The following is a 25216-nucleotide window of genomic DNA, read 5'->3' as shown; positions in this document are numbered from 1 at the left end:
TTGTACCGCTCATACATAGCAGCGCATAATGTTTTCTGTTGCATCACTCGTACTAATCTGGTCAACGATTTTAGCTGCCAGTTCACTTCCGCTGACCTTTACACCGTTTTTCAAATCGATGTCTGCGGTGTGGTACCCTTCCTGCAGTACGCCGGTCACTGCTGTTTGCACTTGTTCGGCTTCCTCTTCCATACCGAAGGAGTGCTTCAGCATCATGGCAGTGGAGAGAATACTTGCAATTGGATTGGCTTTATTCTGTCCGGCAATGTCCGGAGCCGAACCGTGGACAGGTTCGTAAAGGCCGACACTCTGTTCGTTCAGGCTTGCTGATGGAAGCATGCCTAGAGAACCGGTTAAGACAGAGGCTTCGTCGCTCAAAATATCGCCGAACATGTTTTCCGTAACTATCACATCAAAATACGATGGATTCGTTACAAGCTTCATCGCTGCGGCATCCACGAGCATATGCTCGACAGTCACGTCCGGATAATCCGCCTTTTTCTCTTCAACGATTTCCCGCCACATCCGGCTGGATTCCAGGACATTGGCTTTATCTACCGATGTCAGGTGTTTTCTTCTGACACGGGCGCTTTGAAAAGCCTGATTGACGATTCTTTCAATTTCATGGCGCTCATAAGCCAGCGTATCCACGACTTCCTGTCCGTTATTGCGACGCTCACTCGGCTGTCCGAAATATAAACCGCCGGTCAGCTCCCGGACTATCAACAGATCACTGTTTTCAACGACTTCCTTTTTCAAAGGGGAAGCATGGAGCAGCTGTTGAAATGCCTGGACAGGACGGAGATTGGCAAACAATCCAAGCTGCTTGCGGATACCCAGCAGCCCTTTTTCCGGCCTCATGTGACCCGGCAGCTGATCCCATTTCGGACCCCCGACAGCTCCAAGGAAAATGGCGTCGGCTTTTTTAGCCGCCTGGACCGTATCATCCGGGAGCGGTGTCCCATGCTGGTCGATGGCTGCTCCGCCAATGTCATGACTTTCAAATGTAAAGGTATGCTGGTAACGGTCGGCGACCGCCTGCAGCACCTGTCTGGCTGCTTTCGTTACTTCCGGACCGATGCCGTCGCCCGGCAGTAAAACTATATGTTTCTCCATGTACATCCCCCTTTGTTATACCTGCACTTTTTCGTAGCCTTCGTGACGTTTATGCTGATAAAGCGTACGATTGACCGCATTTAAAAATGCGTGGGCGGAAGCTTCCAGCACATCCTGAGCCGATCCACGTCCGGAGGCCTTTACCCCGTTGACAGTCAGCTGGACGTGAACCTCTGCCAGTGCATCACGTCCTCTTCCAATGGAGCTGAGTTGATAATCCTGCAGATGAACATCCGCATCAATCAAATCATCCAGTGTGTTATAAATCGCTTCGACACTTCCTTCGCCGGTGTTGGCTTTTTCCGCTTTTTCTCCATCCGGTTTCGTTAAAAGAACCGTAGCGGTCGGGCGGTTGATGCTGCCGTACTGGACCTGGAAGGCTTTCAGTTCGTATTTCGGCTGGTCTTCATGTTCGGTCTGCGTATCGGTAAGAATCGCAAAAAGATCATCGTCGGTGACTTCTTTTTTCTTGCCGGTCAAATCTTTGAAAGATGCGAACGCTTCTTTCAGCTTCGTTTCGTTCAATTCAAAGCCGAGCTCTTCCGCTTTCTGCTTGAAGGCATGCCGGCCGGAGTGTTTGCCAAGAACCATCCGGTTGGAATCAATGCCCACCATAGCCGGTGTAATGATTTCGTACGTCGTGGCTTCCTTCAGGACACCGTCCTGGTGAATGCCGGACTCATGGGCAAAGGCATTGCGTCCGACAACCGCCTTGTTCCCCGGAACCTGCATCCCGGTCAAACGGCTGACAAGATCACTCGTCCGCTTAATTTCCTTAAGAACCAGCCCCGTTTGGAAATCGTAGCGGTCCTGCCTGATCTGAAAGGCAACGGCAATCTCCTCTAAAGCGGCATTTCCCGCACGCTCGCCAATTCCATTGATCGTCCCTTCAATCTGACCGGCTCCATTTTCGACAGCTGCCAGGGAGTTGCTGACGGCCATCCCCAGATCATCGTGGTTATGCGTAGAGAGGACCGCTTGATCAATGTTAGGCACCTGCTCCCTTACATACCGGAAAAGACTGCCGATTTCATCCGGTGTCGTGAAACCGACCGTATCCGGCAGATTGATTACTGAAGCCCCCGCATCAATGACTTGTTCAATGATGTGAACGAGAAAATCCCGGTCCGAGCGCAGCGCATCCTCTGCGGAGAACTGGACATAAGGGAATTTTTCGCGGGCGTAGCGGACCATATTCACCGCCGTTTCCACCACTTCATCCGGCGTTTTTTTCAGTTTATGCGTCATGTGAATCGGAGAGGTGGCAAGAAAGACGTGAAGTCTCGGCTCCGCTCCGCCTTTCAATGCTTCCCACGCAATATCGATATCGCGCTTGTTCGCCCGCGCCAGTCCTGTCACTGAACAGCCGCGCACCGTATCGGCAATCTCTTTGACTGCATCAAAATCCGCCTGGGAGGAAGCAGGGAACCCTGCTTCCATAATGTCTACACCAAGCCTTTCCAGCTGCTTAGCAATTTCCATTTTTTCCAAACGGTTCAAGTTGACCCCGGCGGACTGCTCTCCATCGCGCAGAGTCGTGTCAAAGACATTAACGTGAGCCATGAGTGACCACATCCTTTTCTTTGGATTGGGACTTCTTGACGAACGGCATTAATTCACGGAGCTCTCTACCCACCTTTTCGATTTGATGCTGGCTTTCTTTGGCATTGATTGCTGTGAACTCAGGACGATTCACCTGGTTTTCAAGAATCCAACCTTTAGCAAACTTACCGGTCTGAATATCTGTCAGGACTTCTTTCATGCGGGCTTTCGTAGTTTCATCAACGACGCGTGGCCCTGAGACGAAATCACCCCACTGAGCGGTATCGGAGATGGAGTAACGCATGCCTTCCAGACCGCCTTCATACATAAGGTCTACAATCAGTTTCAATTCGTGAAGACATTCGAAGTAAGCAACTTCCGGCTGATAACCGGCTTCTGTCAATGTTTCAAAGCCTGCTTTGACGAGGCTGGTCAAACCACCGCATAAAACGGCCTGCTCACCGAACAAATCTGTTTCGGTTTCTTCCTGGAAGGAGGTTTCCAGAACACCGGCACGGCCGCCGCCGATTCCCTTCGCGTAAGCAAGGGCGACCTCCTTGGCTTCACCTGTTACATCCTGTTCTACACCAATCAGGGCCGGCACCCCTGCTCCTTCTTCAAATGTACGACGGACAAGGTGTCCCGGCCCTTTTGGAGCGACTAGGAACACATCCACATCGGAAGGAGGTACAACCTGATTGAAATGAACGTTGAATCCGTGGGCGAAAGCAAGCGCTGCACCGGATTTCAGATTCGGCTTGATCTGTTCTTCGTACACTTTCGGCTGATACTCATCCGGAAGAAGGATCATTACGACATCGGCACCTTCTACAGCCTCCGGAACTGTCTTCACTTCCACACCGTCTTCCACAGCTTTATCCCATGATTTCCCTTTACGAAGACCAACAACGACATCATGACCGCTCTCTTTCAGGTTTAATGCGTGGGCATGGCCCTGGGAGCCATATCCGATGACAGCTACTTTCTTATTTTTTAGAACCTCATCTTTAATATCATTGTGGTAGTATACGTGTGCCATGTTACATCCATCCTTTCATCATTTTAATAGGGAGTAAGATTTGAATTCTGCTACCTGGGGCTGGTGGCCGCGCGTAAAGGCGGTCAGCCCGGTTCTTGCTGATTCTTTTATTCCATAAGGGCGGAGCAGATCGATGAGAGCATCAACCTTGTCGGATTTACCAGTCACCTGAACCGTGACGCTTTCCTTGCTCACATCAATGATCGACGCCCGGAATGGCTCAATAATGCTTTGGATTTCATTGCGGATCTGAGGGTTGCTGATGACCTTCACCATCGCCAGTTCTCTTGCTACGATGGCTTTGTCCGTGATGTCCGATACTTTCAGGACATCGATTTGTTTGTTCAGCTGTTTCGTCAGCTGCTCCAGCTTCCTCTCATCCTCCACCTCGACGACGAAGGTCATTTTGGATACTCCTTCGGTTTCTGTGCGGCCGACAGATATGCTTTCAATATTGAACTGTCGTTTAGCGAGGAGACCGGTGACCCGGTTCAGGACACCGCTCCGGTTATGAACCGTTGCTGTCACGATGCGTTTCATCGTTTCACCCCAATCATCTCGTGGATTCCTTTTCCTGGTGCAATCATTGGATAGACGTTCTCTTTCTGTAGAACCCGGCAGTCGATAAGGGCCGGCTGATCATTGCTCAGAATTTCAGGAAGTACATCCTCCAGCTGTCCCTGGGTTTCAATTTTATATCCAGGTACTTGGTAGCTCTCCGCCAGCTTCACAAAATCAGGCTGGACATCCATGATCGACTCGGAGTAGCGTCCACTGTAAAACTTCTCCTGCCACTGCCTTACCATTCCGAGCGCCTGATTGTTGACGATAAGAACTTTGACTGGAAGCCGCCGCTCCTGGAGAACGGACAGTTCCTGCAGCGTCATTTGGAAACCGCCATCGCCGACGACCGCCACACAGGTGGATTTCCGATCTGCCAGCTGAGCACCAATCGCAGCTGGAAAACCGTACCCCATCGTCCCAAGACCTCCTGAGGTGACCCAGCGGTTCGGCTGATCAAACTGGTAATACTGTGCCGCCCACATTTGATGCTGGCCGACATCTGTCGTTACAACTGCTTCTCCTTTCGTATATTCATAGACTTTCTGGAGAAGCCACTGGGGGACGATATCTGCATCCGGCTGGTCATGCCACAAAGGGAAATCCTGTTTGTTCTTTTCTGCCTTCATCATCCAGTTATGGTGATCCAGGTTCTGCACGGCTTTTTCATTCAACGATGTAAGAGCCGCTTTCGCATCTGATACGATTGGGATGTGGGTTTCCACATTTTTTCCGATTTCTGCAGGGTCGATATCGATATGCGCCACTTTGGCATGTGGTGCAAAATGCTTCAAATTGCCTGTCAGTCTGTCATCAAACCGCGAGCCGAAGTTGATGAGCAGATCGCATTCGTACAGGGCCATATTTGCTGCATAGGTCCCGTGCATCCCGGCCATGCCAAGGGAGAGACGGTCACTTCCGGGGTAACTTCCCAGACCCAGAAGAGTAGAGGTGACCGGAAGCTCGTAATTTCTTACAAACGTCCTCAGTTCTTCAGAAGCCTTGGCATGGATAACGCCGGATCCGGCCAGAACGACCGGCTTTTCAGCTGCAAGAAGGGCCTCATGCAGCTTATTGATCTGCATAGGATTCGGTTTCGTCGTCGGCTGATATCCTGGAAGATGAAAATCCTTGTTGAGGTCTTTTTCAAAGACGGTTGAACTGATGTCTTTCGGAATATCCACGACGACAGGGCCCGGTCGTCCGGTCGTGGCAATGTGGAAAGCTTCATTCACAATTCTCGGAAGATCTTCAATATTCTGAACTTGATAGTTATGCTTCGTGATGGGTGTAGTGATTCCCATGATGTCCGATTCCTGGAAAGCATCTGTACCAATGACCCCTTTCGCCACCTGTCCGGTGAAGATGACGAGTGGGATCGAATCCATCATGGCATCGGCAATACCGGTCACAAGGTTCGTTGCCCCTGGTCCTGATGTGCCGATAACAACTCCAGCACGGCCGGAAACACGGGCATAGCCTTCAGCTGCATGGATGGCTCCTTGTTCATGCCTTGGAAGCACGTGGTCAAAGCTGCCTTCCGCCCGGTAAATGGCATCGTAGATCGGCAGCACAGCTCCTCCTGGATAACCGAACAACGTATCAACACTCTGGCCAATCAATGCTTCTACAAGTAAATCGGCCCCTGTTTTCACTGCGGTCTTTTGTTCCGCACTTGCCTGTGCTTTCATTTTTCATCCCTCCTGCAGTAATTGTGAAGAATAAAGCGGATTTTCCGCTGTTCCACCTGCTCTTTGTCGAATAAAAAAGAGACCTTCTCCTCCTCAAGTTCTCATGCACCACCAGAATGATGCAGGAACGTGAGGGGTGAAAAGGTCTCTCTTTACTTCCACGGTACCACCCTCGTTCATGAAGCTCTCAAAAGCTTCACCTCATGGAGTCGTCATAACTCCTTTTGATAACAGGTGCAGTGATACACCTGGTCCGGCCTACTAAGCATACCGTTCAGCGGGGACACTCAAGGATGATGTCAGAATAAGATGTATTTCCGGGCTTCCAGCAACCCCGGCTCTCTGTGAATACAAGGCCTTATCCCTTTTTCCTCTCATTGTTTTACGTTGATTCAGTTTTCAAAATGCGTCTAATCAGCTTACGTGCGCCTGATCCTTGCCGTATACCTTGTAACCATCTGTTGTTGTTACCTGTCTGAACTCAGACAAGAGATGGTTGGTCACAACACCCGGTTTCCCATTTCCTACCTGCCTCTGATCAACTTCGACGACGGCGATGACTTCTGCAGCAGTTCCAGTGAGGAAAACTTCATCTGCAACATACACATCGTGCCGTGTAAACGGCTGTTCCTTGACGGTATAGCCTTTCGCTTCTGCGAGATCCATGATGGCGTTTCTTGTAATTCCTTCAAGGGCACCTAGATAGGTTGGTGGTGTAAAGATGGTCCCGTTCTTAACAATAAAAATGTTGTCGGCGGAACCTTCCGTTACATACCCCTGGTCATTCAGCATGAGCGCTTCATCCACACCCGCCTGATTGGCTTCCATTTTTACAAGAATGTTATTTAAGTAGTTTAAAGATTTCACCTGCGGTGGAAGGACATCCGGCCGGTTTCTTCTGCTGGAGACAGATGCAAGCCGGACTCCCCGCTCGTAAAGTTCTTTTGGAAATAAAGCGAGTGCTTCAGCAATGACAACCAGGCGCGGATTTGCACAGCTGGATGGGTCCAGACCAAGATTGCCTGATCCTCTTGAAACGACAACCCGGATATATGCCGTTTCCAGCTGGTTGCGGCGGACCGTCTCTGCGATAATTTCCTCAAGCTCCTCCTTTTCATATGGAATTTGGAGCATGATCGATTTCGCTGAATCATAAAGGCGGTTTAAATGCTCATCGAGCTTGAAAATGTTACCTTCATAAACGCGAATGCCTTCGAACACCCCATCTCCATATAAGAAACCATGATCATAGACAGAAACGACGGCCTCTTCTTTCTTCACGTACTCGCCGCTCATATAAATCCATTGGCTGCTCATCCTCAGCACTCCTTTCTTTTATTATTTAATGTGTAAAATAGTTAAAGAATGATAAAGAAAATATGGACCCTCTATAGAAGGTGAGTATTCCACTTATACAGGGTCCAAGTTCAGGGCTTCCACATGAACCAACCGGACGATTGGGTGTAATCGATGTGGTTGATTGAGGACTACTCTAAACGGATTTTCACAGAAGGTCAACAGCTTTTCAGTAAATTTTCTGAACACTCCAATTATTCAATGAATTCGTGAAGCGCTTACACCGTTGGGACGGTTGACTTTTTCCGTTTGGAAAGACTTTCTTTTTTTCTTTTTTATCTCCATGACGGGCTTTAAAAGAGAAAAAAGAAAAATAAACGATGGGTGTATGTCACTTTGCCGGGAGATGAAATCCTGGAATGAAGAAACGTTCAATTAGAGAGAACCCCTTCTTTCTCATTGTCAAAAAAGGAGCGGTACAACTATACTCGTTTCGATCACTTGTAATTGCCGAGCCCTTTTTCCTGTATTACTATGATGGATTCTATCGATCTTCCGGTTCTCACCGGTGAGTTGACTTGCGGGCACGGATCAGGAATGATCATCCAATTCCTAATACAGGACCGCCGGTGGGACAGCCCCCACGATTCTTTTCCTGATCACTTATTGTCGGATCGCTCTGATTTTTCTTCAAAAAAAAGAAAAAAGGTGGACCCGTTCCTTCTGACGGTTTCCACCCTTCTTCTGCTTGGGTTGTATGGATGTTTTTCACTATTCTTTTCGTCTGTCTGCGATTATGAACCTGACCATCGGAAGGGCAGGAAGCCTTTAACCCGGCTGGCCCGGGCATACGCCCTGCCCTCCTCCCCCTTTTCTACATAGTTTGTGATATAGCAGAAAAAAAGGTGGTGAAAAGCATGGGCTGTGGTTATGGTGGCTACGGTTACGGCGGCTACGGTGGTTGTGGCTATGGAAGTTCATTTGTCCTGATCGTCGTATTGTTCATCCTGTTGATTATCGTAGGTGCATCGTTTTACTACTAATCGATGATGGGGGACGGACGTCTGTTCTCCAATCTACAAAAAAGAACCAGAGGTATTCACCACCTTCTGGTTCATTCATCACTGGTTGACAGTGGATATTTGTTTTTTCAATATAGAAAAGGTTATAATGAACGTCGAGGCATGAAACAAACTCTACCTGGATGTGTCTCCCCTGAAACCGGAGCTCCCCGCTCCGGTTTTTCTATTTCAATATAACTTAAAACCTAAAAGTCAACGATAGAACATACGCCGTTCCCTCAGCTTTTTCTACGCACGCTCTTCTCTTTGATACTCCAGATTGATGTAGATCTGCTGCAGTTCCGGCAGCGTCATCTCCACCGTTTTCTTACCAAGCAGGTCTTCGGTGTAGCCGAGATTTCTCAGGTGGTCAATTAAAGCATACCTGTCCTCGAATGATTTTTCGGGCGGATAAGCCGACATCAGCATCCAATCAACTCCTGTACAAAGATTAAAAGATTATATCATTACTTCTCTTTGTTTACCCGGTTTTCCTGCTTATTAACAATACTTATTTTACCAGCTTCCCTGCGTCATTCGACCCCGAAGAAGGCTTCGGCCTTTGCAAGATATGGCTCTTCCTCCGGCCTCATCTCATACTCTTCAACTATCGCATCCACCGGGCACACCGACACGCAGGCTCCGCAGTCGATACAGATATCGGGATTGATATAGTACTGATCCTTCCCCTGTTCAATACAGTCGACCGGGCAGACAGTGACACACTCTCCTGCCTGTTCGCCTTCACAGGGCTGCGTAATGACAAATGCCATATGTATCTCTCCTTCTTTTCATATAGTCCCAGTTTCTCGAAGAAACTAGCAGGTTGTCAACTCGGCAGACCGATTTATAATAGATAGGAGGACGTACACGCATTCAGGGAGGGATTTTTCTGATGGTAAAAAAATGGGCCGTCATCTACGAAACCGTTCTACTCACACTTGCACTATTATCCGTCATGTATTTATGGTCGGATCATCCAGCTGCCATCTTCCTGGACCGGTTTGTCTGGCTGCTGTTTTTCGTCGACGTTGCCATCCGGATCCTCCGTTCAAAGGACAAACTTCAATACATAAAAAAGCATCCGCTTGAAGTCATTGCCGCCATTCCTTTAGAGAGCATTTTTCAGCTTGCCCGTGCGGCCAGGCTGTTCCGTCTTCTGCGAATGCTGCTCATTGTCCGGCGTCACTTCCCCCACCTGCTTAAAATTCTCAGGACTAACGGACTGGACCGTGTTCTCCTGTTCTCGTCCGTCATGCTGTTTGCCTCGTCGGTCATTATCCGGCATGCCGAGGAAAATATTTACTCTTATGCAGACGGATTGTGGTGGTCGATCGTGACGGTCACCACAGTCGGCTACGGAGACATTGCCCCTTCCACGCTTTCCGGAAGGCTCGTCGCCATTTTTCTGATGGTCATAGGGATCGGGCTGATCGGGATGCTTACAGGTTCCATTACGACCTATTTTGTAAAAAAGCCGAAAGAAGGAAATCCGACAATCCGGTATGTACAATCTGAGCTGGACCGCTATGATGAGCTTTCCCCCAAGGAACGGGAGCGAATCGTATTTCTTCTCAAAGAAATGAACGAGGAGCATGCAAGGCAGCCCAAATAAAAGGAGAGAGCCGGCCTCATACGGCTCTCTCCTTTCTGTTCCTATTCTGCCAGGAAGCGTTCCACACCTTCGATTACATATTCGTGGTCAAGCTGTGGAGTAAGTCCTGCCACTGTCACCGACCCGATCACTCCCACATGTGGGATACGGACTGGGAAGGAACCGCCGACAGCCTGATACCGGGCGGGGTCAAGGAGAGAGCTTTCCGAGTGAGTCGTTCCATTCTCCTCAAACCTTGCTGCAATAAACTGGGTGCTGTGATGATAATGGTCCACGACCGATTTCTTCCGGTAAAGCCAGGAGACATTTTCTTCTGACGTACCTTCCATGAGATGGGTAAACAGCGGTACCCGGTTTCTCTCCACGTGCACCGCAATGGATACCCCTGTTTCTTTAGCATAATCCACAAGTGTCAACCCTAGCTTCAGGGCATCATCATTCGTGAATTGTTTAAATGTCAGCCTTTGTTCCAGATGTTCCAACTGTTGTTTCATGATAAATCAACTCCATTAAATAAATTGTTTTCGGTCACTCTTCGTATTCCAAACCGCCAAAACACAGGCAGCAGCGGCCATGAGGGCTCCCATCCATGCCGCGTCAAGAGGCGTGAACCTGTTCACGGCCATTCCCCCGAGAGCAGATCCGGCGGCTATCCCCACATTAAAAGCAGCGATATTAAAGGCGGACGCCAGGTCTTTTGCAGAGGGGGCCAGTTTTTCAGCGAGCGTTACAATATAGGATTGGACGCCCGGTGACATCATAAAGGCAAACAGCCCAAGCAGGACGATTGATACTATACTCAGAATCCTGTTTGGAAGAAGGAGCATCTGCAGAAGCAGTACGACGGCCTGTACTCCGAAGATGTACCGGAGTGCCTTGACCGGATGGCCATCTGCCCATTTCCCTCCAAGAATATTCCCGACCGCTACAGCCACTCCGTAAATAAGCAGTAAAAGGGAAATCCAGTCAGAAGGATGACCACTCACTTCTTCAAGAATGGGAGTCATATACGTAAAAATGGTAAAGGTCCCTCCAAAACCAAGAGCCGTCATCATCAAGGACGAAACGATTTTCGGATGCTTAACGAGAACGATAATGTCGCTCACTGTGGGACCCGTGGTTGACTTCGCTATCCGATCCACGGCAAAGAATGTGGTGACAAGGCCAAGGAGGCCAAGAACCGCCACCACAATGAAGGTGACCCTCCACCCTGCGTTCTGACCGATGTACGTACCCATAGGGACGCCGGCGATCGTCGCAACCGTTAAACCTGTAAACATAATGGAAATGGCACTTCCCCGTTTATGCTCCGGTACTAAATCAGCGGCAACGGTGGCAGCAACCGCAAAGAACACTCCATGAGCCACAGCTGTTACCACACGAGCCGCCAGGAGTAATTCATACGTTTGGGCGATAGCTGCAGCGGCATTTCCAGCTGAAAACACCATCAATAATAAAAGCAGAAAGAATTTTTTTGGTATTCTACTTGTTACTGCTGTTACAACAGGGGTTCCGATGGCAATGGCCACTGCATAACCAGAGATAAGCGTTCCTGCTTTTGTTACCGTGATGCCTAGATCTGAGGCCACCGTCGGCAGGAGCCCGACGATAACGAATTCGGTGGTTCCGATAGCAAACGCGCTGACAGCAAGGGCACTCAGTGCGATATAAACTTTTGTTGATATTTCCTTCATACACCTTTTCTCCCTTTATGAAGATTTTGCTGTTTCAAACAATTGTGCGAGGAGGGTGCTGCAGGCAGTCAATGCCTTTCCAACGCTTTTATCACGCTTCCGGTGAAGCCGCTCTGCCGGTCCGGAAACCGCAATAGCCGCAATGACTTTTCCCTGAAGTACGACAGGAGCAGCTATACAGCGGAGACCTTTTTCTGTTTCTTCATCGTCAACCGCATAGCCCTGGCTCCGGATAACTTTTAAATGCTCCTTGAAAAGATGGGAATCCACAAACGTCCGATCCGTATTAGGTGTCAATTTCAACTCCTCCAATACACGGCTTTGCTGCTCTTCCCCCAGAAAAGCAAGCATCACTTTTCCGAGGGCGCTCAAATGGACAGGAGACCGGTCGCCCACACGGGAATGCGCCCGGATGGAATGAGGGCCGTCGACGACCTGGGCTGTAACCACATCTGTCTTAAACAACACGCCGACATAGGCCGTCTCCTCTACTTCTTCACTCATTTCAATCAGCGGAGGGACAGACAGCCAGTTGAACATAGGTTCATACTGGTCCAGTCCCGCACCGGTTTTGTGAGAAGAACGATACACATGGCCGGTCTTTTTTATATATCCCATAGATTCAAGCGTGTACAAGAGACGGAAAGCTGTGGATTTTTTGAAGGAAAAGTGGTGCATGACGTCCGTAAGTGTCATATCCTTCTCTGTCAGGGCATCAAGAATGCGCAATCCTTTTTTCAACGTTGCCGCTTCATACTGTTTCATCATCATTCCTCGCTTTCGCACGTGTCTATAGTATCCCCCTTCATCATACCTCTTCAAAAAAAGAAAAAAAGTTTCTATAAATGAAACGTTCGGTCAAAACCAGGTCTTCCCGTCCATTGAAGGAGCGGACAAAGAAACGTAGAATAAAGATCGTCGTATGACAGGGAAAGGAGTACACCAGATGCCTGATACACATTCATGGATCAAACCTGTGATCCTTCTCCTTCTTTCTTCCATTCTCATCACCGGCTGCCAGCTGGAGCAGTCGGCTTCAGGAGATCTTGAAACTGCCGCCGTGACCCGTGTTGTCGATGGCGACACCATTCGCGTGGAGTGGAACGGCGCTGAAGAAACCGTCCGCCTGCTTCTGGTGGATACACCGGAGACCGTCCACCCGGACAAACCTGTGCAGCCTTTCGGGCAGGAGGCAAGTCAATTTGCAAAGGATACATTAACCGGGAAAGAAGTACAGTTGGAGTTTGACGGACCGGAACGCGACAAATACGGCCGGCTGCTTGCCTACATATGGATCAGTGATACATCTTTCAACGAGCTTCTATTGGAAAAAGGCCTTGCCCGCTATGCCTACGTCTATGACCCTCCCTATACACACGCGGGAGATTTGAAGGAAGCGGAACAGGAAGCTTCCGACGGTGAAAAAGGGATATGGAGTCTTCCAGGTTATGTGACCGAGGACGGATTCGCTGAAGGTTTTGAAGTGGAACAAGCAGAAAAACGTTCATCAAACAATACGAAAGACACCTTCGAAGGCTTTGACAAGGACTGTTCTGATTTTGATACTCAGGAAGAAGCTCAGGCTTTTTATGAAGACGCCGGCGGACCCGGAGACGATCCGCACCGGCTGGATGGTTCGGATCAGGATGGGCTCGTCTGTGAAAGCTTATCCTAAAAAAAATCCCTGATCTCATTGCTGAGATCAGGGATTTTTAATTTGCGGCTGATACGGGATCTGTCTCTCTTTTCATACAATAGTCATGAAGCACCTGGCAGACATCCACTCTGTGATTCTCAGCAACATCGATGCTCCAGACATGCGGCTGACTCTGTACGATAACGCCAGACGGAAGCGGAAGCTGTTGAAGGAACGCCTCCGCATTTTGTTTTTCTTCCCCGGATTTGAAAACCACGTGCACTAATGCTCTTCCTGTGGCATGCTCAGACACCCGGCACGCCAGTTTACCACAGAATCGGGTAAGAAAAGACCTCGTATCATATACGTCTTCATCACGGATGATGACACGGTATTGGCATCCGCCCGTATGTTGAGCGGCCTTCCAAGGGTTCAACGTTTCCTTCCACTCTTCCTCCAGTTTCTTCATATCCATACTTCCATGGATGGAGAGGTGGGATAATCCGGTTTCATAAGTCACTCCAATAACCGGAAAGGCATAGGTGCGCGCGTTGGCAGGAAGCACGGTCGTCCCTTCCTGTTCCGTGAAGCTCGAACGGACAACTAAAGGGATGTGACCGGATTTTGCAGCTTCAGCAGCTCGCGGATGAACAACGGACGCCCCGAGTTCTGCTAGTGCTGAAAGACTTTCAAAATCCATCTCCTCATATTTCTGCGCTCCTTTGATTGTACCTGGATCTGCAGTATAGACCCCGTCCACATCAGTGAAAATCTCACAACGGGCGGCTTTCAGGGCTGCTGCCAGTACCGCCGCCGTCGTATCCGATCCTCCACGGCCGAGCGTTGTCACCTCATGACCGCCTGGACAGCCTTGAAAACCGCTGACGACGACGACCTTCCCTTCCTCCAGCCTTTGACGGATAGGGAGGGGATCGACGCTTTTCACAATGGACGATCCGTAAGTCGCATCGGTTTCAAGACCAGCCTGGGACCCGGTCAGCGCGTCAGCCTCTATTCCCCGTGCCTGCAGCGCCATCGCCATCAACGCACAGGACACCTGCTCCCCCGTCGATAGGAGGAGATCCAGTTCCCTTGCAGCAGGACGTGTGGTAACCTGTCCGGCCAAGGCCGTCAAGTCGTCAGTTGTAGAGCCCATGGCAGAAACAACAACAACGACCTGCCTCCCTTTCTTTGTTTCCTTGATGATCCGATCTGCCGCCTGAGCCATCCTTTCAGCGGTCTGCAGGGATGTTCCCCCGTATTTTTGTACGACAAGTTCCACCATGATCCCTCTTTTCGTCAAGTTGTCTGTTTAATTTTTTTCTTGAAGGCGGCCAGCGCATTCGTTACTTGACCATGCTCCGATGCATGAGGTCGGTCATCACCATCTCCATATCCATAATCAACCATACGGTTCCGGTTCAGACACAACTTGGTCATCGTCGGCTTAAAGAAATCAAATAACTCAAATCTTTCCTTCAACTGAGGGAATCTCTGCTGATAATCGTGGATCGCCTCTGCGAGCAGTTCCCAGAATGTTTCCTCATCCAACAGCTCATACGTTTCCAGTACATCACTGAAATAACGCAGGTGGCAGATAAACAATCCGGTAAAAATAAATTGAGTCAACCCTTCAGGCGGCTCACTGCGGAGTACGTCCTTCATTTCGAGAGAGAGACCTTCCAGCTCTTCGAACGGCTGATCCGTCACATTGACATCATCAACAAAATCTTTGACTGCCAGGCGGTGAGGCTTGTAGTCTTTCAATACTAGAATCGTGTTCTGACCATGGGGGCTGAATACGGTCCCGTATTGGTACAGGAAATGCAGAAGCGGATCCATGACCACTTTATAAAATTGGCGCATCCATTCCTCCGGCTCCATGCCTGACGCTTTCATCAGTTCCTGTACGTAAGGGGTGCCCTCATAGTCTTTATGAAGCAGTGCGGCAAGAGTGATGGGCTGCTCTCCTTCGTCTATATATGTATAAATACTTTCCCGCCAGATCGTCCCGAGCATTTCCAAGTATTGATACGGTGTTTGGTCTACGGATGTGAAATGAGGCTGATCTACATTGATGCTGGCGTTCTCTCCAGGAAGAATCACCCGGCACTCCTGTTTAAGAAAATCATCCTTCTCATACATCCCCTTGATGAGCGCTGTCACTTTCGGAGCGATCCTTGTCCGTTCAGCGGGAAGACCACGGTAGACGAGGGTGTTCAAAATACTCATTGGCAGCTTCACATGGTGTTTCTCCTGTACACTTCGGTTGACGAACGTACGGATGGACTGCTGCGGCAGATATTTATCCCGACCATCACCGAGCGGAATGATTGTTTTTCGGGACAATTCGCCCGGAAAATGCAGCACAATCTTATTTTTCCACTGCCATTCATGGACAGGAAGGAAATAATAGTCGTCAGGATCTTTTCCTTCTTCTCTCACAACGTCTGCAAACTGTTCTCTCTCTTCAGGGCTGAGCTCTTTTTCCAACAGTTCCTTGTAGGAGAGCCCTTCCACAGCCTGGAATTCAGCGAGACTACGGTGAACGGCCAGCCAGGAAAGACATATTTCTTCCTGCTGTTCCGGCGCGTACTTCAAGTAGTCATCATAACCGAAGCCGATCCGGCCTTTGTTGTAGGTGATCCACGGATGTCCGGTCATGCAGCCCTCCAGCTCTGCATAATCAAGGTCGATCAAATCACGGGAGGTCCGGTCTGTTTGATTTTTCAAGTAAAGGTCTGCTGTTAAGGTTGCCTGAAGCTCTTTGATCAAGTGCCCCGTCGTTTCCGGTTTCATGCCAATCCTATCTTTAAGATCAATGAGAAGCTGAACCGCATCATACGGTTCTTTCACTACGCCGTCCTGTGTGACCGTTATGGATGCTTCTGCCACATCCCAGCTGTCAAACAGGCGGCTGACCGCTTCAAATGTATATACCCGTCCGTGCGGGGCCTGGAGGACGAATGTTTTTTTCTTCCCATTCTCCGAAGCCACCTCTGGGTGGATCATATCTTCATACATATATTCGGCCAGCATTTTCGCCATCAGCTTACGATTGACTTCTTTCCAGTCCGCTTCGTTGAATTGCTTGGAAACTTCCGCTTGTTTATACATGTTCATCCCTCATTTCTTTATGATTGAATGTTCCGGCTGCCTGGATGCTCCAAAAGTCTGAAACACATTTTCCGCCTGTACCGGGTATACCTCCCGGCCGGCCAGCCGGTTGATAATGACCGCATTCCGGTGTGCACCAAGCCCCAGATCCGGTGCCCCTACCCCGTGGGAGTGAAGTTCACCATTCTGAACAAAAAGATCCCCCCGCGTATTCAGGTTTGTTTTCAGTTCATACGTTTTCTCCACTTGGAAACGGCCTTGATCATCCCATAAAATCTTGTCCGTCAGCGGCTGTAGAAATAGAGGTACCGCAGGCTGGTAGCCCGTTCCCAGAACGACTACATCCGCTTCTGCCGCCACCTTGTCTTCTTTGACCCTATGAACACCATTCAGTGCCCACCGGCCGTTTTCCCATTGGATGGACGTCAGTTCCGTCATGGCCTGGAGATGGATGTCCGGGGACGCTCCTTCAATGGTCCGTTCATATAAATGGTCATAAATATCCGCAATGGTTTCCGCGCTGATCCCTTTATACAAAAGCCCTTGATCCTTAAGGAGCGCATCCTTCTTTTCCTGCGGCAGTTCATAGAAGAAATCGATGTAATCCGGCGAAAAATATTCAAGGCCGAGTTTTGAATATTCCATAGGAAAGAATCCATTCGACCTTGTGAACCACTGAAGACGTCCCCCGGTTTCCTGCTGGCTGCGGGCAAGATCGAGGAAGACTTCCGCAGAGCTCTGGCCGGATCCAAGGACAGCAATCGACTGGTCGGGATGGAGGTTTTTCTTTAAATACTCAGAGGTGTGAAAAACCGTATCTCCGAGCGCCTCTTGAAAAGCAGGTGGTATGTAGGGCTGTGTGCCAATTCCGAGGACGACATTCTCTGCGTAATACACCTCTTCCACCCCTGACGATCCACGAAGGACCCCCACTTCATAAACAGACCCGGCGTCCTTTTCCACCACCTCTACACGGGTAACGGTTCGGCCGAAGCGGCAGGAGGAAAGGCGTCCGCTCACCCAGCGGCAGTAGGCATTGTATTCTTTTCGTGGAATATGGAACTTTTCCAAAAAATAAAAATGGTAGAGCCGCTGATGTTCCTGCAGGTAATGAAGAAAGCTGTACTCACTTCGGACATCCGCCATGCTGACAAGGTCAGCAAAGAAAGGGACCTGGAGGGTCGTGCCTTCAATCAGCATGTTCGGATGCCAGTTGAATTCCTCTTCCTTTTCGAAAAAGAGCGCAGAGACGTCCTCGACAGGATCAAGGAGCGCTGCCATCCCGAGGTTGAACGGCCCAAGTCCTATTCCAATCACATCATATACGGATGAATGCTTCATCTTTCCATCTCCTTTCGAACTCTTCCCGCTCACAAAACATTAAAAGTGCTTCTTTATCAGGAAGTGTGATCGGTCCCACCGGCTTGAATCCGCACGCTTGAAAAACGTGAATCATCTTTTCATTGCGGATGTCCGGCTCAGCCACGACCTTTGATGTATCCTCGTGACTGAATTGAAACTGCACCATGGCTTTTAATAACGGCAGGGCGTACCCGCGGCCCAGAAAATCTTTCTCACCAATCAGCAGGTGAATGCCCTGATCGAAAGGATGCGGGTGATAGAAGTCTTCTATGACATCCCCCCTCACCCAGTAAGCTTCCCAGTAACTCATAGCCATCCCGTGTATACATCCAATATAAAGCGTTTGGTGAGGATCATTCACTGCCTTCTGAAAATGGGTGTGAAAGGCCGGCCAGGGGAGGTTCAGCTGCCAGTATGGATGGACATGGTCCTCATTCATCCACTTATGTACGAGCGGCCCGTCCCCTTCCTGCGCCTGTCTGAATGCCAGCGTCCGCGCGATGGCAGGATCATAGATTTCATAATCAAACCTCATGATGTGCGCCCACCTTCGCAGCCAGAGGGTTATACACGTTCGTATATACAGACTGGGACTCCATCGGACCGACAAGTTCATCCATATCATACAGTCGCGTTAACAAGTTGGCCTTACATGGAAGCTTCTCTTCCTCCAGAAGTGTGTGAACCACATTCATCGGCAGCCAATCTGCCAAACGGGTACGAAGCAGGTCCAGGAGCTTTTCCTCCTCCACCAGACCGTTTACACCGAAGCCGTTGATCATTCCAAAAAGATGATTAAAGAAAAAGTAGTAGCGGAGCCGTTCTTCAGCCACCACATCGTCACAGATCGTGTCACTTTCCTCATTCAAGGATGGCAGAAGGGCCGATAGTTTCTCGGCAGATGAACGGCTGAAGTAATACCCCTGGTTATCTCTGTAATAAAACGTTTCCGGATACCCCTCTTTTAAGCGTACGACTGAATTCTGCTGATGAGCTTCGAGCGCAATTCCATAGTTGGACAGCAGCCAGAGAATCGGATCCAGGCTGATGGATAAATAGCGGTCAAACCAATCGAGACTCACATCTTCGGTGGCCCGCTTTTCTTTTTCAGCCAGGTTGTGGACGATGGAAGCCAGTCTCGCCTTTTTCCCATAAGCATGATCTTGAACGAGGGCCGCGACTGCCGTAACCTGGGTCTCATCGTTATAAAACGGATTTTCCCTGAGGACCACTTCGAAACCGGACACCTCTCGATTTGTTCTCACGTTTACAGAAGCAGGATCTTTAATAATTTGAAAATCAGGATGGTTCTCCTTCATCTCCCTTCCAAGCTCTGTATCCAGCAGTCTCGATACTTCCACGCCACGCGCCAGCTCCTTCGGCTGATTGATGCGGAGAGAGTTTGTAATTTTCACAGGTACCGAGAACTTATACATAAAACGGGAGGTTTCATTGTATAGAGTCCTGAAGGAAGAAGTAGCCGTAAAAGGCGCCCCTGCCGGTCCGAGGTCTGTTAACAGCCCTTTGGTGAGAAGCTCCTGAACCTCTGGTTCCTGAAGTACCTTCTCCGCCTGCAGCGGATGAAGCGGCAGCAGATATCTCCCTTTCTCCCATTCTTTTGTCATTCTATCGGACCGATCTCCTTTGACCGCCTCTTCCTTGATCCATTCGACAGCCGGCTTGGAAAGACTGGAATCCTGCGCTACTATGGACGGATCCGCGCTGAAATAATGAAGCTGGAAGCGCCCTTTCAGTTCGGGTGTATAGAGATCATCCTGAAGATCCGTGAGGCCCTGCTTGCTTTTTGGAGTAGGGTGCAGAAGATGACCAAAAAGGAGCGACTGTTCAGCTTCTATAAATGTAAAGAACTCATCAGAAAGCTGTTCCTGATCACCCTCACGCTTTTTGATATAGCCTTTGACTTTTTTGCAGCTGAGCAGAACCCTCAGCACCAGTTCGTCCTCAGACCATTCACGGCCGTTTCCGATGAGCCATTCCTTTACGATCAGCGTCGTCATCGTCACATAATCCAGGGTATGGTAATCTCCCGAACGACCCGTTTTGTAATATGCGGGAAACCGGAAAAGGTGTCTGCCTGTCAAGGACCAGTAGTCTACGTTTACGTATAGGTGAATGTCCTGTCTGCCAAGAGGCAGACGAAGCACGGTCTGCCCCTCCTCCCGGAATGGATGATATTCTGTATCGATTCGTTCAAATTCCTGCGTTTCTCTTAAATAACAATTAAGGAAACTCTGCATCGAAGCCTGTTCGGCTCTTTCTTCAACTCTCATCAAGGCTGCCTCCTTCTGTCCTCTGGTGTACTGCTGTTTGTTCGACACGATCAAGTACGTCCTTCACATCATCGATCGACGTTCTCGGATTTAAAATTGTAAGCTTAAGATGGGTTTCTCCATGGACCTTCGTTTTCGCTACCACCGCTCTTCCGTCCTGAAATAACGCTTGCTGCAGTCTCCGGTTCAAGCGATCCACGTCCCCATCACCATCATCCGGTCTGTACTGAAAGACGACGGCCGACAACTGTGGTTCTGGATTTGCCGGATAAAAAGCAGACCGCCTTGTCATTTCCTGCGCCGCCAGCCGGGCTGTCTCAATCGTCTGGTCGATCATACTGCCGATCAAATCTGTGCCGAGCGTTTTCAACGTCAGGAAAATTTTCAATGCATCAAAACGCCGGGTCGTCTGGACACTCTTGTTGACGAGGTTCAGAACGCCTTCCTGTTCATCCTGTTCCGGGTTCAAATAATCGGCATGATGGGCAATCCATTTAAAATGATCGGAATCCTTCAGTAGAAATACACCGCTGCTGATTGGCTGGTATAGCCATTTATGAAAATCGAGGGTCATGGAATCTGCCTGCTCCAGACCGGCCAGTTTATGACGGTGACTGCTGAGAAGGAGCCCTCCTCCATAAGCGGCATCAACGTGAAACCAGATGTCATTTTCCCTGCAGATGTCTGCCAGTTCCTCTAATGGGTCTAGGCTTCCAAAATCTGTTGTTCCGGAAGTAGCAAAAACGGCAAAAGGAAGCAGTTCCTGTTCTTCCATTTCCATTATGATCTGCCGTAGAGCGGAACAGTCCATCCGGTGCTCTTCATCGACCGGTACGGAAACGACAGCTTTCTCTCCAAGACCAAGCTGTGCTGCGGCCTTTTTCACAGAAAAGTGAGCTTCCTCTGAACAAAGGACCCTCAGCTTTGTGAAGCCTTCCGGCAGTCCCTGCTTCTGAACGTTCTGGTTCCAATTTTTCTGGCAGAAAGCATCACGCGCAAGCAGGAGTCCCATATAATTGGATTGAGTTCCTCCACTGGTAAAAACGCCATCCGCCTGATTGCCGTAGCCTGCCCTGGATGTCCAATACCGGATCATGGCCTCCTCCACATAAGTAGCGGCAGGGCTCTGGTCCCACGAGTCCATCGATTGATTCAAAGCTCCGATCAGCAGTTCACCGGCAATTCCCGTAAGGAGCGGGGGACAGTGAAGGTGCGCCATACTTTTTTCATGGGAGACATGCAGGCTGTCGCGGATGACAGGCTGAACTGCTTCCTTCAGCACATCCTGGAAAGGGCGGGCTTCTTCTGTTATATCCATGACGGCCTCGATCTGCCTGCGGATTTCCTCCGGTTGTGCGCCGGAGAAGGGATGATCCGCCTGCTTGAATGTTTCCGTGAATGTTTGCATGACCGCCTCCACCTGACTTTGAAATGCCTGGAGACTCTCTTCCTCCTGGTGAAGGAAAAAGGATTCGAAAAGATCAGTCTGTTTCCTGGATTCAGTCCTCATTGACATATCCTTTCACTGTTGCTTCAACAGCTTTACGGAAGATATCCGTAACTTCCTCCACCTGTTCTTTCGTAATAATCAGCGGCGGCAGAAAACGGACGACAGCGCCGTGACGCCCTCCTACCTCTAAAATGAGTCCTCGATCAAAACATTCCTTTTGAATACGACTGGCAAGTCTGCCATCTCCCGGGAAGCTGCCCCGCTTAGATTCCTTACCTGCTGGGTCTACGATTTCAGCTCCGATCATCAACCCGCGGCCTCGGACATCCCCCAGCTGAGGGTATTCCTTTTGGATATCATTTAAAGCCTGCATCAAAATCCTTCCCATCTGCTCGGCATGATCTGGAATCCGATGATCTTTCACATATTTCAAAGTTGCGGTCCCTGCCGCCATCGCCATTTGGTTGCCCCGGAAGGTTCCAATGTGCGCGCCCGGTTCCCAAGCATCCAAATCACGGTCATAGATGAGAACAGAAAGAGGAAGGCTCCCTCCAATCGCTTTGGACAGGACGAAAGCATCCGGAACAATCCCTGCATGTTCAAACGAGAACAGTTTTCCCGTACGGCCGATGCCTGTTTGAACTTCATCGATAATCAGCGGAATTCCCCGTTCCTTCGTAATCCTCCGCATCTCCTGGATCCATTCAACCGGGGCCGGGATCGATCCTCCTTCACCCTGAACTGTTTCAAAAATCATTGCAGCTGGGGGAAGGATTCCACTTTCCGGGTCATCCAGGAGTTGTTCGATATAGGCAGCACTCAGCTCAGCTCCCTCTTCGCCACCTCTGCCGAATGGACAGCGGTAATCATAGGGGTAAGGAAGGAAATGGGTATCAGGAACAAGTCCCTGCACCCGCTGCTTCGGAGCGAGGTTGCCGCTGATGGACATCGTCCCGTGTGTGGAGCCATGGTATCCTCCCTGGAAGGTTAAAATACTCTGCCTTCCTGTCGCGGTTTTAGCAAGCTTAAGCGCTGCTTCAACCGCGTCTCCTCCTGTCGGACCGCAGAACTGCACTTTCGCCCTTTCACGGAAAGATTCCGGCAGACTCATAAACAGCTCATCAACAAAGCTTTCTTTAACTTCGGTGGTAATGTCCAATGTATGTAAAGGCAGACGGTCATGAAGGACTTTCTCCATCGCCGCAGTCACAACAGGATGATTGTGACCGAGAGCAAGCGTCCCCGCACCGGCCAGGCAATCGATGTATCTCCGCCCTTCCACGTCTGTGATATGAATGCCTTCCGCTTCCTTGATCGCCAGTGGAATGCGTCGCGGATAGGACCGGGCGTTCGATTCTCTCTTCTCCTGCTGCTCCAGCAGCTGATGATTTGAAACTTCCGTATGTACACTCATGTTTCCAACTCCTTTATCGTCTTGTTGTTGATCCAATACCATCTTAGTTGATAATGATTTTCAATGTCAATAATAATTGATAACTATTATCATTATCAATTAGTCCTATATACATCTCCTAAAGACTGTCACGACGGTCTTCTATCAACTTTGCTAAAATGACGATTTTTCTGATAATTGGTTAAAAAGGCCCGCTGCATAAACGAGGCCCATGGTTCCCGATAATTACCAGTATTTTCAATAGACCGTTCAAAAGTGGTATAGACATCTATATGGACTTCTTTTAAGATGAAAGAAGAATGGAAAATTAAGGAGGAATGTGATGAGGAAGAAAGCGTTGTCAATCATACTCACAACGACTCTTGGGGTTACGTTATATTCAGGGGTTGTCGAAGCTTCACCGAAGGCAAGTCTTGAAATCCCGTCGAAAGTCAATCCGTACCAACAGGGGACATCCTCTCCCAATAACCACGCATGGGACCGTACCTATCCAACGCTTCCCGTGTTACATCCAGGATCGATTCGAGGTGCAGGAATGAGAACAGAACCACTGAAGCATATGGATAACATTTTGCAGACCGCTGTCGACAATGACGTCATGCCCGGAGCTGTCGCCTTCGTTGCCAGGCGCGGACACATTGTTAAAGAAAACTCCTACGGGTATGCAGTCCGCTATGAAGATGCAGACCGGACAGAAACACCCCACCCCATCACCATGACCAAAGACACTATTTTTGACCTGGCCTCCATCAGCAAAATATTCACGACGACAGCAGCGATGAAGCTTTACGAGCAGGGTGAATTCAAGCTGGATGACCCTGTAGCCAAACACATCCCCGAATTTGCAGGGAATGGAAAAGAAGACGTAACCATTGAACAGCTCATGACCCATACTTCCGGCTTTAAGCCATGGATCCCTCTCTATCAGGTGGAAGGTGACCGTAACGACCGGCTGCAGCACGTGTTTCAATACCCGCTTGAACACGCTCCGGGATCTACCTACACCTACAGCGACCTCAACATGATCACCCTCGGCGCGCTCGTGGAGCGGCTCTCCGGCATGAGATTGGATACTTTCGTTCAACAGGAAATTACCGCCCCCCTTGGCATGGATGACACGATGTACAACCCGCCGGAACATCTGAAGAATCGTATCGCTGCAACGGAATATCAGCCTTGGACAAACCGTGGACTGGTGTGGGGAGACGTCCATGATGAAAGTGCCTGGTCTCTGGACGGGGTTGCCGGCCATGCCGGCGTTTTTTCAACCGCATCAGACTTAGCCGTTTTTGCCCACATGTTCTTAAAAGATGGAAAGTACGGGGGTACACGAATCCTTGAACCTGAAACCGTCGAACTGTTGACTGAAAACCGGATCCCGCAGTTTCCTGGAGATGATCACGGCCTTGGCTGGGAGCTCCAGCAGGGATGGTTTATGGATGCTCTTTCTTCCCCATCCAGCTATGGACACACCGGATATACCGGAACATCGATTGTCGTGAATCCAGAAAACGAGACCATTGCGATATTGCTCACCAACCGGGTTCATCCGACGAGGGAGACTGTTTCCACCTCGCCTACCCGCCGGGCCTTTGCCCGTACCGTTGCTGATGCCATCCCGGTAACGGCACCAAAATCGAAGAAGGAGACGTGGTTCGCCGGCTATGGTGACCAGTTATCCCGTTCCATGACCGCTGAAGTCAACCTCTATAAAGACCGGACCCTTTCGTTCTCCACATGGCACCAGATCGAGAGCGGTTTCGATTTCGGAAAAATAGAAACCTCCACAGACGGCAGCAGTTGGGAAGAAGTGTTGTCCCTTACAGGCAGAAGCCAGGCATGGGAGAAAAAATCTCTTACCATTCCGGCAGAAACGAAATATGTCCGGTTCACCTACGAAACGGATACCTCCGTCAACAACCGCGGATGGTACATCCATGGGGCTGAAATGAATGGAACTCCCCTCTCCTTTTCCAGCGAAGAATGGGAAAAGAGGAAATACTAACAACAATCCGCTGTCACCCCCTGGGTTTTATTCAAATAAAGACGGATGACATGGTATCATCCGTCTCAGCTTGTAGAGAGCCCTTTTGTTTTTCCAGTATCTGCAGGAGTTCCGCACCTTCACTTTCTGCGGACGAACATCCAAGTCTCCTCGGGACAAACTCTACAAGGACTCGGCCAACCGTTTTCGGAGGAGAAAAATGAACTGCGCTTGTTCCGGAATCAAAAAAGACTCCCTTCCACCCAGACATGAACTGTACCCCATAATATGGACAGTTTATAAAAAGAGCCTTAGGCAGCTAAGAGATGGCCTCGGTATTGTACCGG

Annotated in this window: 22 protein-coding genes; 4 read left to right on the top strand and 18 right to left on the bottom strand. The window is 49.6% G+C overall.

Features of this window, described 5'->3' with window-relative positions:
• Positions 1–9: 9 nt before the first annotated feature.
• From leuB to ilvE, 6 genes are all read right to left on the bottom strand, one after another.
• Entirely contained in the window at positions 10–1116 is a 1107-nt protein-coding gene (gene leuB, locus QMA39_RS00110) for a 3-isopropylmalate dehydrogenase (RefSeq protein ID WP_281657646.1), read from the bottom strand.
• Positions 1117–1131: 15 nt separating this feature from the next.
• The gene (locus QMA39_RS00105; protein WP_281657645.1) at positions 1132–2679 is read right to left on the bottom strand and encodes a 2-isopropylmalate synthase; all 1548 of its coding nucleotides are present in this window, start codon (positions 2677–2679) and stop codon (positions 1132–1134) included.
• Positions 2666–3697, bottom strand: a complete 1032-nt coding sequence (gene ilvC / locus QMA39_RS00100) for a ketol-acid reductoisomerase (RefSeq protein WP_206931791.1) — start codon at positions 3695–3697, stop codon at positions 2666–2668. The genes QMA39_RS00105 and ilvC overlap by 14 nt, the downstream gene beginning before the upstream one ends.
• An 18-nt stretch (positions 3698–3715) precedes the next feature.
• Positions 3716–4237: an acetolactate synthase small subunit gene (ilvN, locus tag QMA39_RS00095; protein WP_027953607.1), complete on the bottom strand. Its 522-nt coding sequence runs from the start codon at positions 4235–4237 to the stop codon at positions 3716–3718.
• Positions 4234–5949: a biosynthetic-type acetolactate synthase large subunit gene (ilvB, locus tag QMA39_RS00090; protein ID WP_281657644.1), complete on the bottom strand. Its 1716-nt coding sequence runs from the start codon at positions 5947–5949 to the stop codon at positions 4234–4236. The genes ilvN and ilvB overlap by 4 nt, the downstream gene beginning before the upstream one ends.
• A 414-nt stretch (positions 5950–6363) precedes the next feature.
• The gene (ilvE, locus tag QMA39_RS00085) at positions 6364–7266 is read right to left on the bottom strand and encodes a branched-chain-amino-acid transaminase (RefSeq protein ID WP_027953605.1); all 903 of its coding nucleotides are present in this window, start codon (positions 7264–7266) and stop codon (positions 6364–6366) included.
• An 896-nt stretch (positions 7267–8162) separates the two neighbouring features.
• Between ilvE and QMA39_RS00080 the strand changes: the two genes are divergently transcribed.
• Entirely contained in the window at positions 8163–8288 is a 126-nt protein-coding gene (locus QMA39_RS00080; RefSeq protein ID WP_084162947.1) for a YjcZ family sporulation protein, read from the top strand.
• 267 nt (positions 8289–8555) lie between these two features.
• On the opposite strand, the gene QMA39_RS00075 is transcribed toward QMA39_RS00080, so the two are convergent.
• Positions 8556–8735 carry a hypothetical protein gene (locus tag QMA39_RS00075; RefSeq protein WP_027953604.1) on the bottom strand — a complete coding sequence of 60 codons (180 nt, stop codon included), beginning with the start codon at positions 8733–8735 and terminating at the stop codon, positions 8556–8558.
• A gap of 104 nt (positions 8736–8839) precedes the next feature.
• Positions 8840–9079 (bottom strand): 4Fe-4S binding protein, encoded by a 240-nt coding sequence (locus QMA39_RS00070; protein ID WP_281657643.1) that lies wholly within the window; start codon positions 9077–9079, stop codon positions 8840–8842.
• A gap of 122 nt (positions 9080–9201) precedes the next feature.
• Here QMA39_RS00070 and QMA39_RS00065 point away from each other — a divergent pair, with 122 nt between their 5' ends.
• Positions 9202–9921, top strand: a complete 720-nt coding sequence (locus QMA39_RS00065) for a potassium channel family protein (RefSeq protein ID WP_281657642.1) — start codon at positions 9202–9204, stop codon at positions 9919–9921.
• Positions 9922–9962: 41 nt separating this feature from the next.
• Here QMA39_RS00065 and QMA39_RS00060 read toward each other — a convergent pair whose 3' ends face one another.
• Genes QMA39_RS00060 through QMA39_RS00050 form a run of 3 tightly spaced genes read right to left on the bottom strand, consistent with a single transcriptional unit; the run spans position 9963 to position 12380 of the window.
• Positions 9963–10415, bottom strand: a complete 453-nt coding sequence (locus QMA39_RS00060; RefSeq protein ID WP_281657641.1) for a heme-degrading domain-containing protein — start codon at positions 10413–10415, stop codon at positions 9963–9965.
• 15 nt (positions 10416–10430) lie between these two features.
• Positions 10431–11615 carry an MFS transporter gene (locus tag QMA39_RS00055; protein ID WP_281657640.1) on the bottom strand — a complete coding sequence of 395 codons (1185 nt, stop codon included), beginning with the start codon at positions 11613–11615 and terminating at the stop codon, positions 10431–10433.
• A gap of 15 nt (positions 11616–11630) precedes the next feature.
• Entirely contained in the window at positions 11631–12380 is a 750-nt protein-coding gene (locus QMA39_RS00050) for an IclR family transcriptional regulator (RefSeq protein WP_035531415.1), read from the bottom strand.
• Positions 12381–12561: 181 nt separating this feature from the next.
• Here QMA39_RS00050 and QMA39_RS00045 point away from each other — a divergent pair, with 181 nt between their 5' ends.
• Positions 12562–13290 carry a thermonuclease family protein gene (locus tag QMA39_RS00045; RefSeq protein WP_281657639.1) on the top strand — a complete coding sequence of 243 codons (729 nt, stop codon included), beginning with the start codon at positions 12562–12564 and terminating at the stop codon, positions 13288–13290.
• 37 nt (positions 13291–13327) lie between these two features.
• Here the strand turns inward: QMA39_RS00045 and QMA39_RS00040 are convergent, their stop codons facing one another.
• The 7 genes from QMA39_RS00040 to QMA39_RS00010 form a co-directional block, all read right to left on the bottom strand.
• Positions 13328–14533: an aspartate kinase gene (locus tag QMA39_RS00040; RefSeq protein ID WP_281657638.1), complete on the bottom strand. Its 1206-nt coding sequence runs from the start codon at positions 14531–14533 to the stop codon at positions 13328–13330.
• Positions 14534–14550: 17 nt separating this feature from the next.
• The gene (locus QMA39_RS00035; RefSeq protein ID WP_281657637.1) at positions 14551–16368 is read right to left on the bottom strand and encodes an IucA/IucC family siderophore biosynthesis protein; all 1818 of its coding nucleotides are present in this window, start codon (positions 16366–16368) and stop codon (positions 14551–14553) included.
• 9 nt (positions 16369–16377) lie between these two features.
• Positions 16378–17709, bottom strand: a complete 1332-nt coding sequence (locus QMA39_RS00030) for a lysine N(6)-hydroxylase/L-ornithine N(5)-oxygenase family protein (RefSeq protein ID WP_281657636.1) — start codon at positions 17707–17709, stop codon at positions 16378–16380.
• Entirely contained in the window at positions 17687–18232 is a 546-nt protein-coding gene (locus QMA39_RS00025; RefSeq protein ID WP_281658357.1) for a GNAT family N-acetyltransferase, read from the bottom strand. The genes QMA39_RS00030 and QMA39_RS00025 overlap by 23 nt, the downstream gene beginning before the upstream one ends.
• A 22-nt stretch (positions 18233–18254) precedes the next feature.
• Positions 18255–20024, bottom strand: coding sequence for an IucA/IucC family protein (locus QMA39_RS00020; protein ID WP_281658356.1), 1770 nt, complete (start codon positions 20022–20024; stop codon positions 18255–18257).
• Positions 20011–21429, bottom strand: coding sequence for an aspartate aminotransferase family protein (locus tag QMA39_RS00015; RefSeq protein ID WP_281657635.1), 1419 nt, complete (start codon positions 21427–21429; stop codon positions 20011–20013). Before QMA39_RS00015 ends, QMA39_RS00020 begins: the two co-directional genes overlap by 14 nt.
• Before the next feature lie 91 nt (positions 21430–21520).
• Positions 21521–22927 carry an aspartate aminotransferase family protein gene (locus QMA39_RS00010; RefSeq protein WP_281657634.1) on the bottom strand — a complete coding sequence of 469 codons (1407 nt, stop codon included), beginning with the start codon at positions 22925–22927 and terminating at the stop codon, positions 21521–21523.
• 280 nt (positions 22928–23207) lie between these two features.
• On the opposite strand from QMA39_RS00010, the gene QMA39_RS00005 reads away from it, so the two are divergent.
• Positions 23208–24890, top strand: coding sequence for a serine hydrolase (locus QMA39_RS00005; RefSeq protein ID WP_281657633.1), 1683 nt, complete (start codon positions 23208–23210; stop codon positions 24888–24890).
• The last annotated feature ends 326 nt before the right edge of the window (positions 24891–25216 follow it).

It is taken from the genome of Halobacillus sp. Cin3 (assembly GCF_947311855.1).
GTDB classification, from domain to species: Bacteria; Bacillota; Bacilli; order Bacillales; family Halobacillaceae; genus Halobacillus; species Halobacillus kuroshimensis.
This window is presented reverse-complemented; position numbering and strand designations above follow the sequence as displayed.

Bases quoted from the DNA above. Each gene is read 5' to 3' on its own strand.
- leuB (WP_281657646.1), bottom strand. From the start codon at position 1,116: ATGGAGAAACATATAGTTTTACTGCCGGGCGACGGCATCGGTCCGGAA.
- QMA39_RS00105 (WP_281657645.1), bottom strand. From the start codon at position 2,679: ATGGCTCACGTTAATGTCTTTGACACGACTCTGCGCGATGGAGAGCAG.
- ilvC (WP_206931791.1), bottom strand. From the start codon at position 3,697: ATGGCACACGTATACTACCACAATGATATTAAAGATGAGGTTCTAAAA.
- ilvN (WP_027953607.1), bottom strand. From the start codon at position 4,237: ATGAAACGCATCGTGACAGCAACGGTTCATAACCGGAGCGGTGTCCTG.
- ilvB (WP_281657644.1), bottom strand. From the start codon at position 5,949: ATGAAAGCACAGGCAAGTGCGGAACAAAAGACCGCAGTGAAAACAGGG.
- ilvE (WP_027953605.1), bottom strand. From the start codon at position 7,266: ATGAGCAGCCAATGGATTTATATGAGCGGCGAGTACGTGAAGAAAGAA.
- QMA39_RS00080 (WP_084162947.1), top strand. From the start codon at position 8,163: ATGGGCTGTGGTTATGGTGGCTACGGTTACGGCGGCTACGGTGGTTGT.
- QMA39_RS00075 (WP_027953604.1), bottom strand. From the start codon at position 8,735: ATGCTGATGTCGGCTTATCCGCCCGAAAAATCATTCGAGGACAGGTAT.
- QMA39_RS00070 (WP_281657643.1), bottom strand. From the start codon at position 9,079: ATGGCATTTGTCATTACGCAGCCCTGTGAAGGCGAACAGGCAGGAGAG.
- QMA39_RS00065 (WP_281657642.1), top strand. From the start codon at position 9,202: ATGGTAAAAAAATGGGCCGTCATCTACGAAACCGTTCTACTCACACTT.
- QMA39_RS00060 (WP_281657641.1), bottom strand. From the start codon at position 10,415: ATGAAACAACAGTTGGAACATCTGGAACAAAGGCTGACATTTAAACAA.
- QMA39_RS00055 (WP_281657640.1), bottom strand. From the start codon at position 11,615: ATGAAGGAAATATCAACAAAAGTTTATATCGCACTGAGTGCCCTTGCT.
- QMA39_RS00050 (WP_035531415.1), bottom strand. From the start codon at position 12,380: ATGAAACAGTATGAAGCGGCAACGTTGAAAAAAGGATTGCGCATTCTT.
- QMA39_RS00045 (WP_281657639.1), top strand. From the start codon at position 12,562: ATGCCTGATACACATTCATGGATCAAACCTGTGATCCTTCTCCTTCTT.
- QMA39_RS00035 (WP_281657637.1), bottom strand. From the start codon at position 16,368: ATGTATAAACAAGCGGAAGTTTCCAAGCAATTCAACGAAGCGGACTGG.
- QMA39_RS00030 (WP_281657636.1), bottom strand. From the start codon at position 17,709: ATGAAGCATTCATCCGTATATGATGTGATTGGAATAGGACTTGGGCCG.
- QMA39_RS00015 (WP_281657635.1), bottom strand. From the start codon at position 21,429: ATGCAAACATTCACGGAAACATTCAAGCAGGCGGATCATCCCTTCTCC.
- QMA39_RS00010 (WP_281657634.1), bottom strand. From the start codon at position 22,927: ATGGTATTGGATCAACAACAAGACGATAAAGGAGTTGGAAACATGAGT.
- QMA39_RS00005 (WP_281657633.1), top strand. From the start codon at position 23,208: ATGAGGAAGAAAGCGTTGTCAATCATACTCACAACGACTCTTGGGGTT.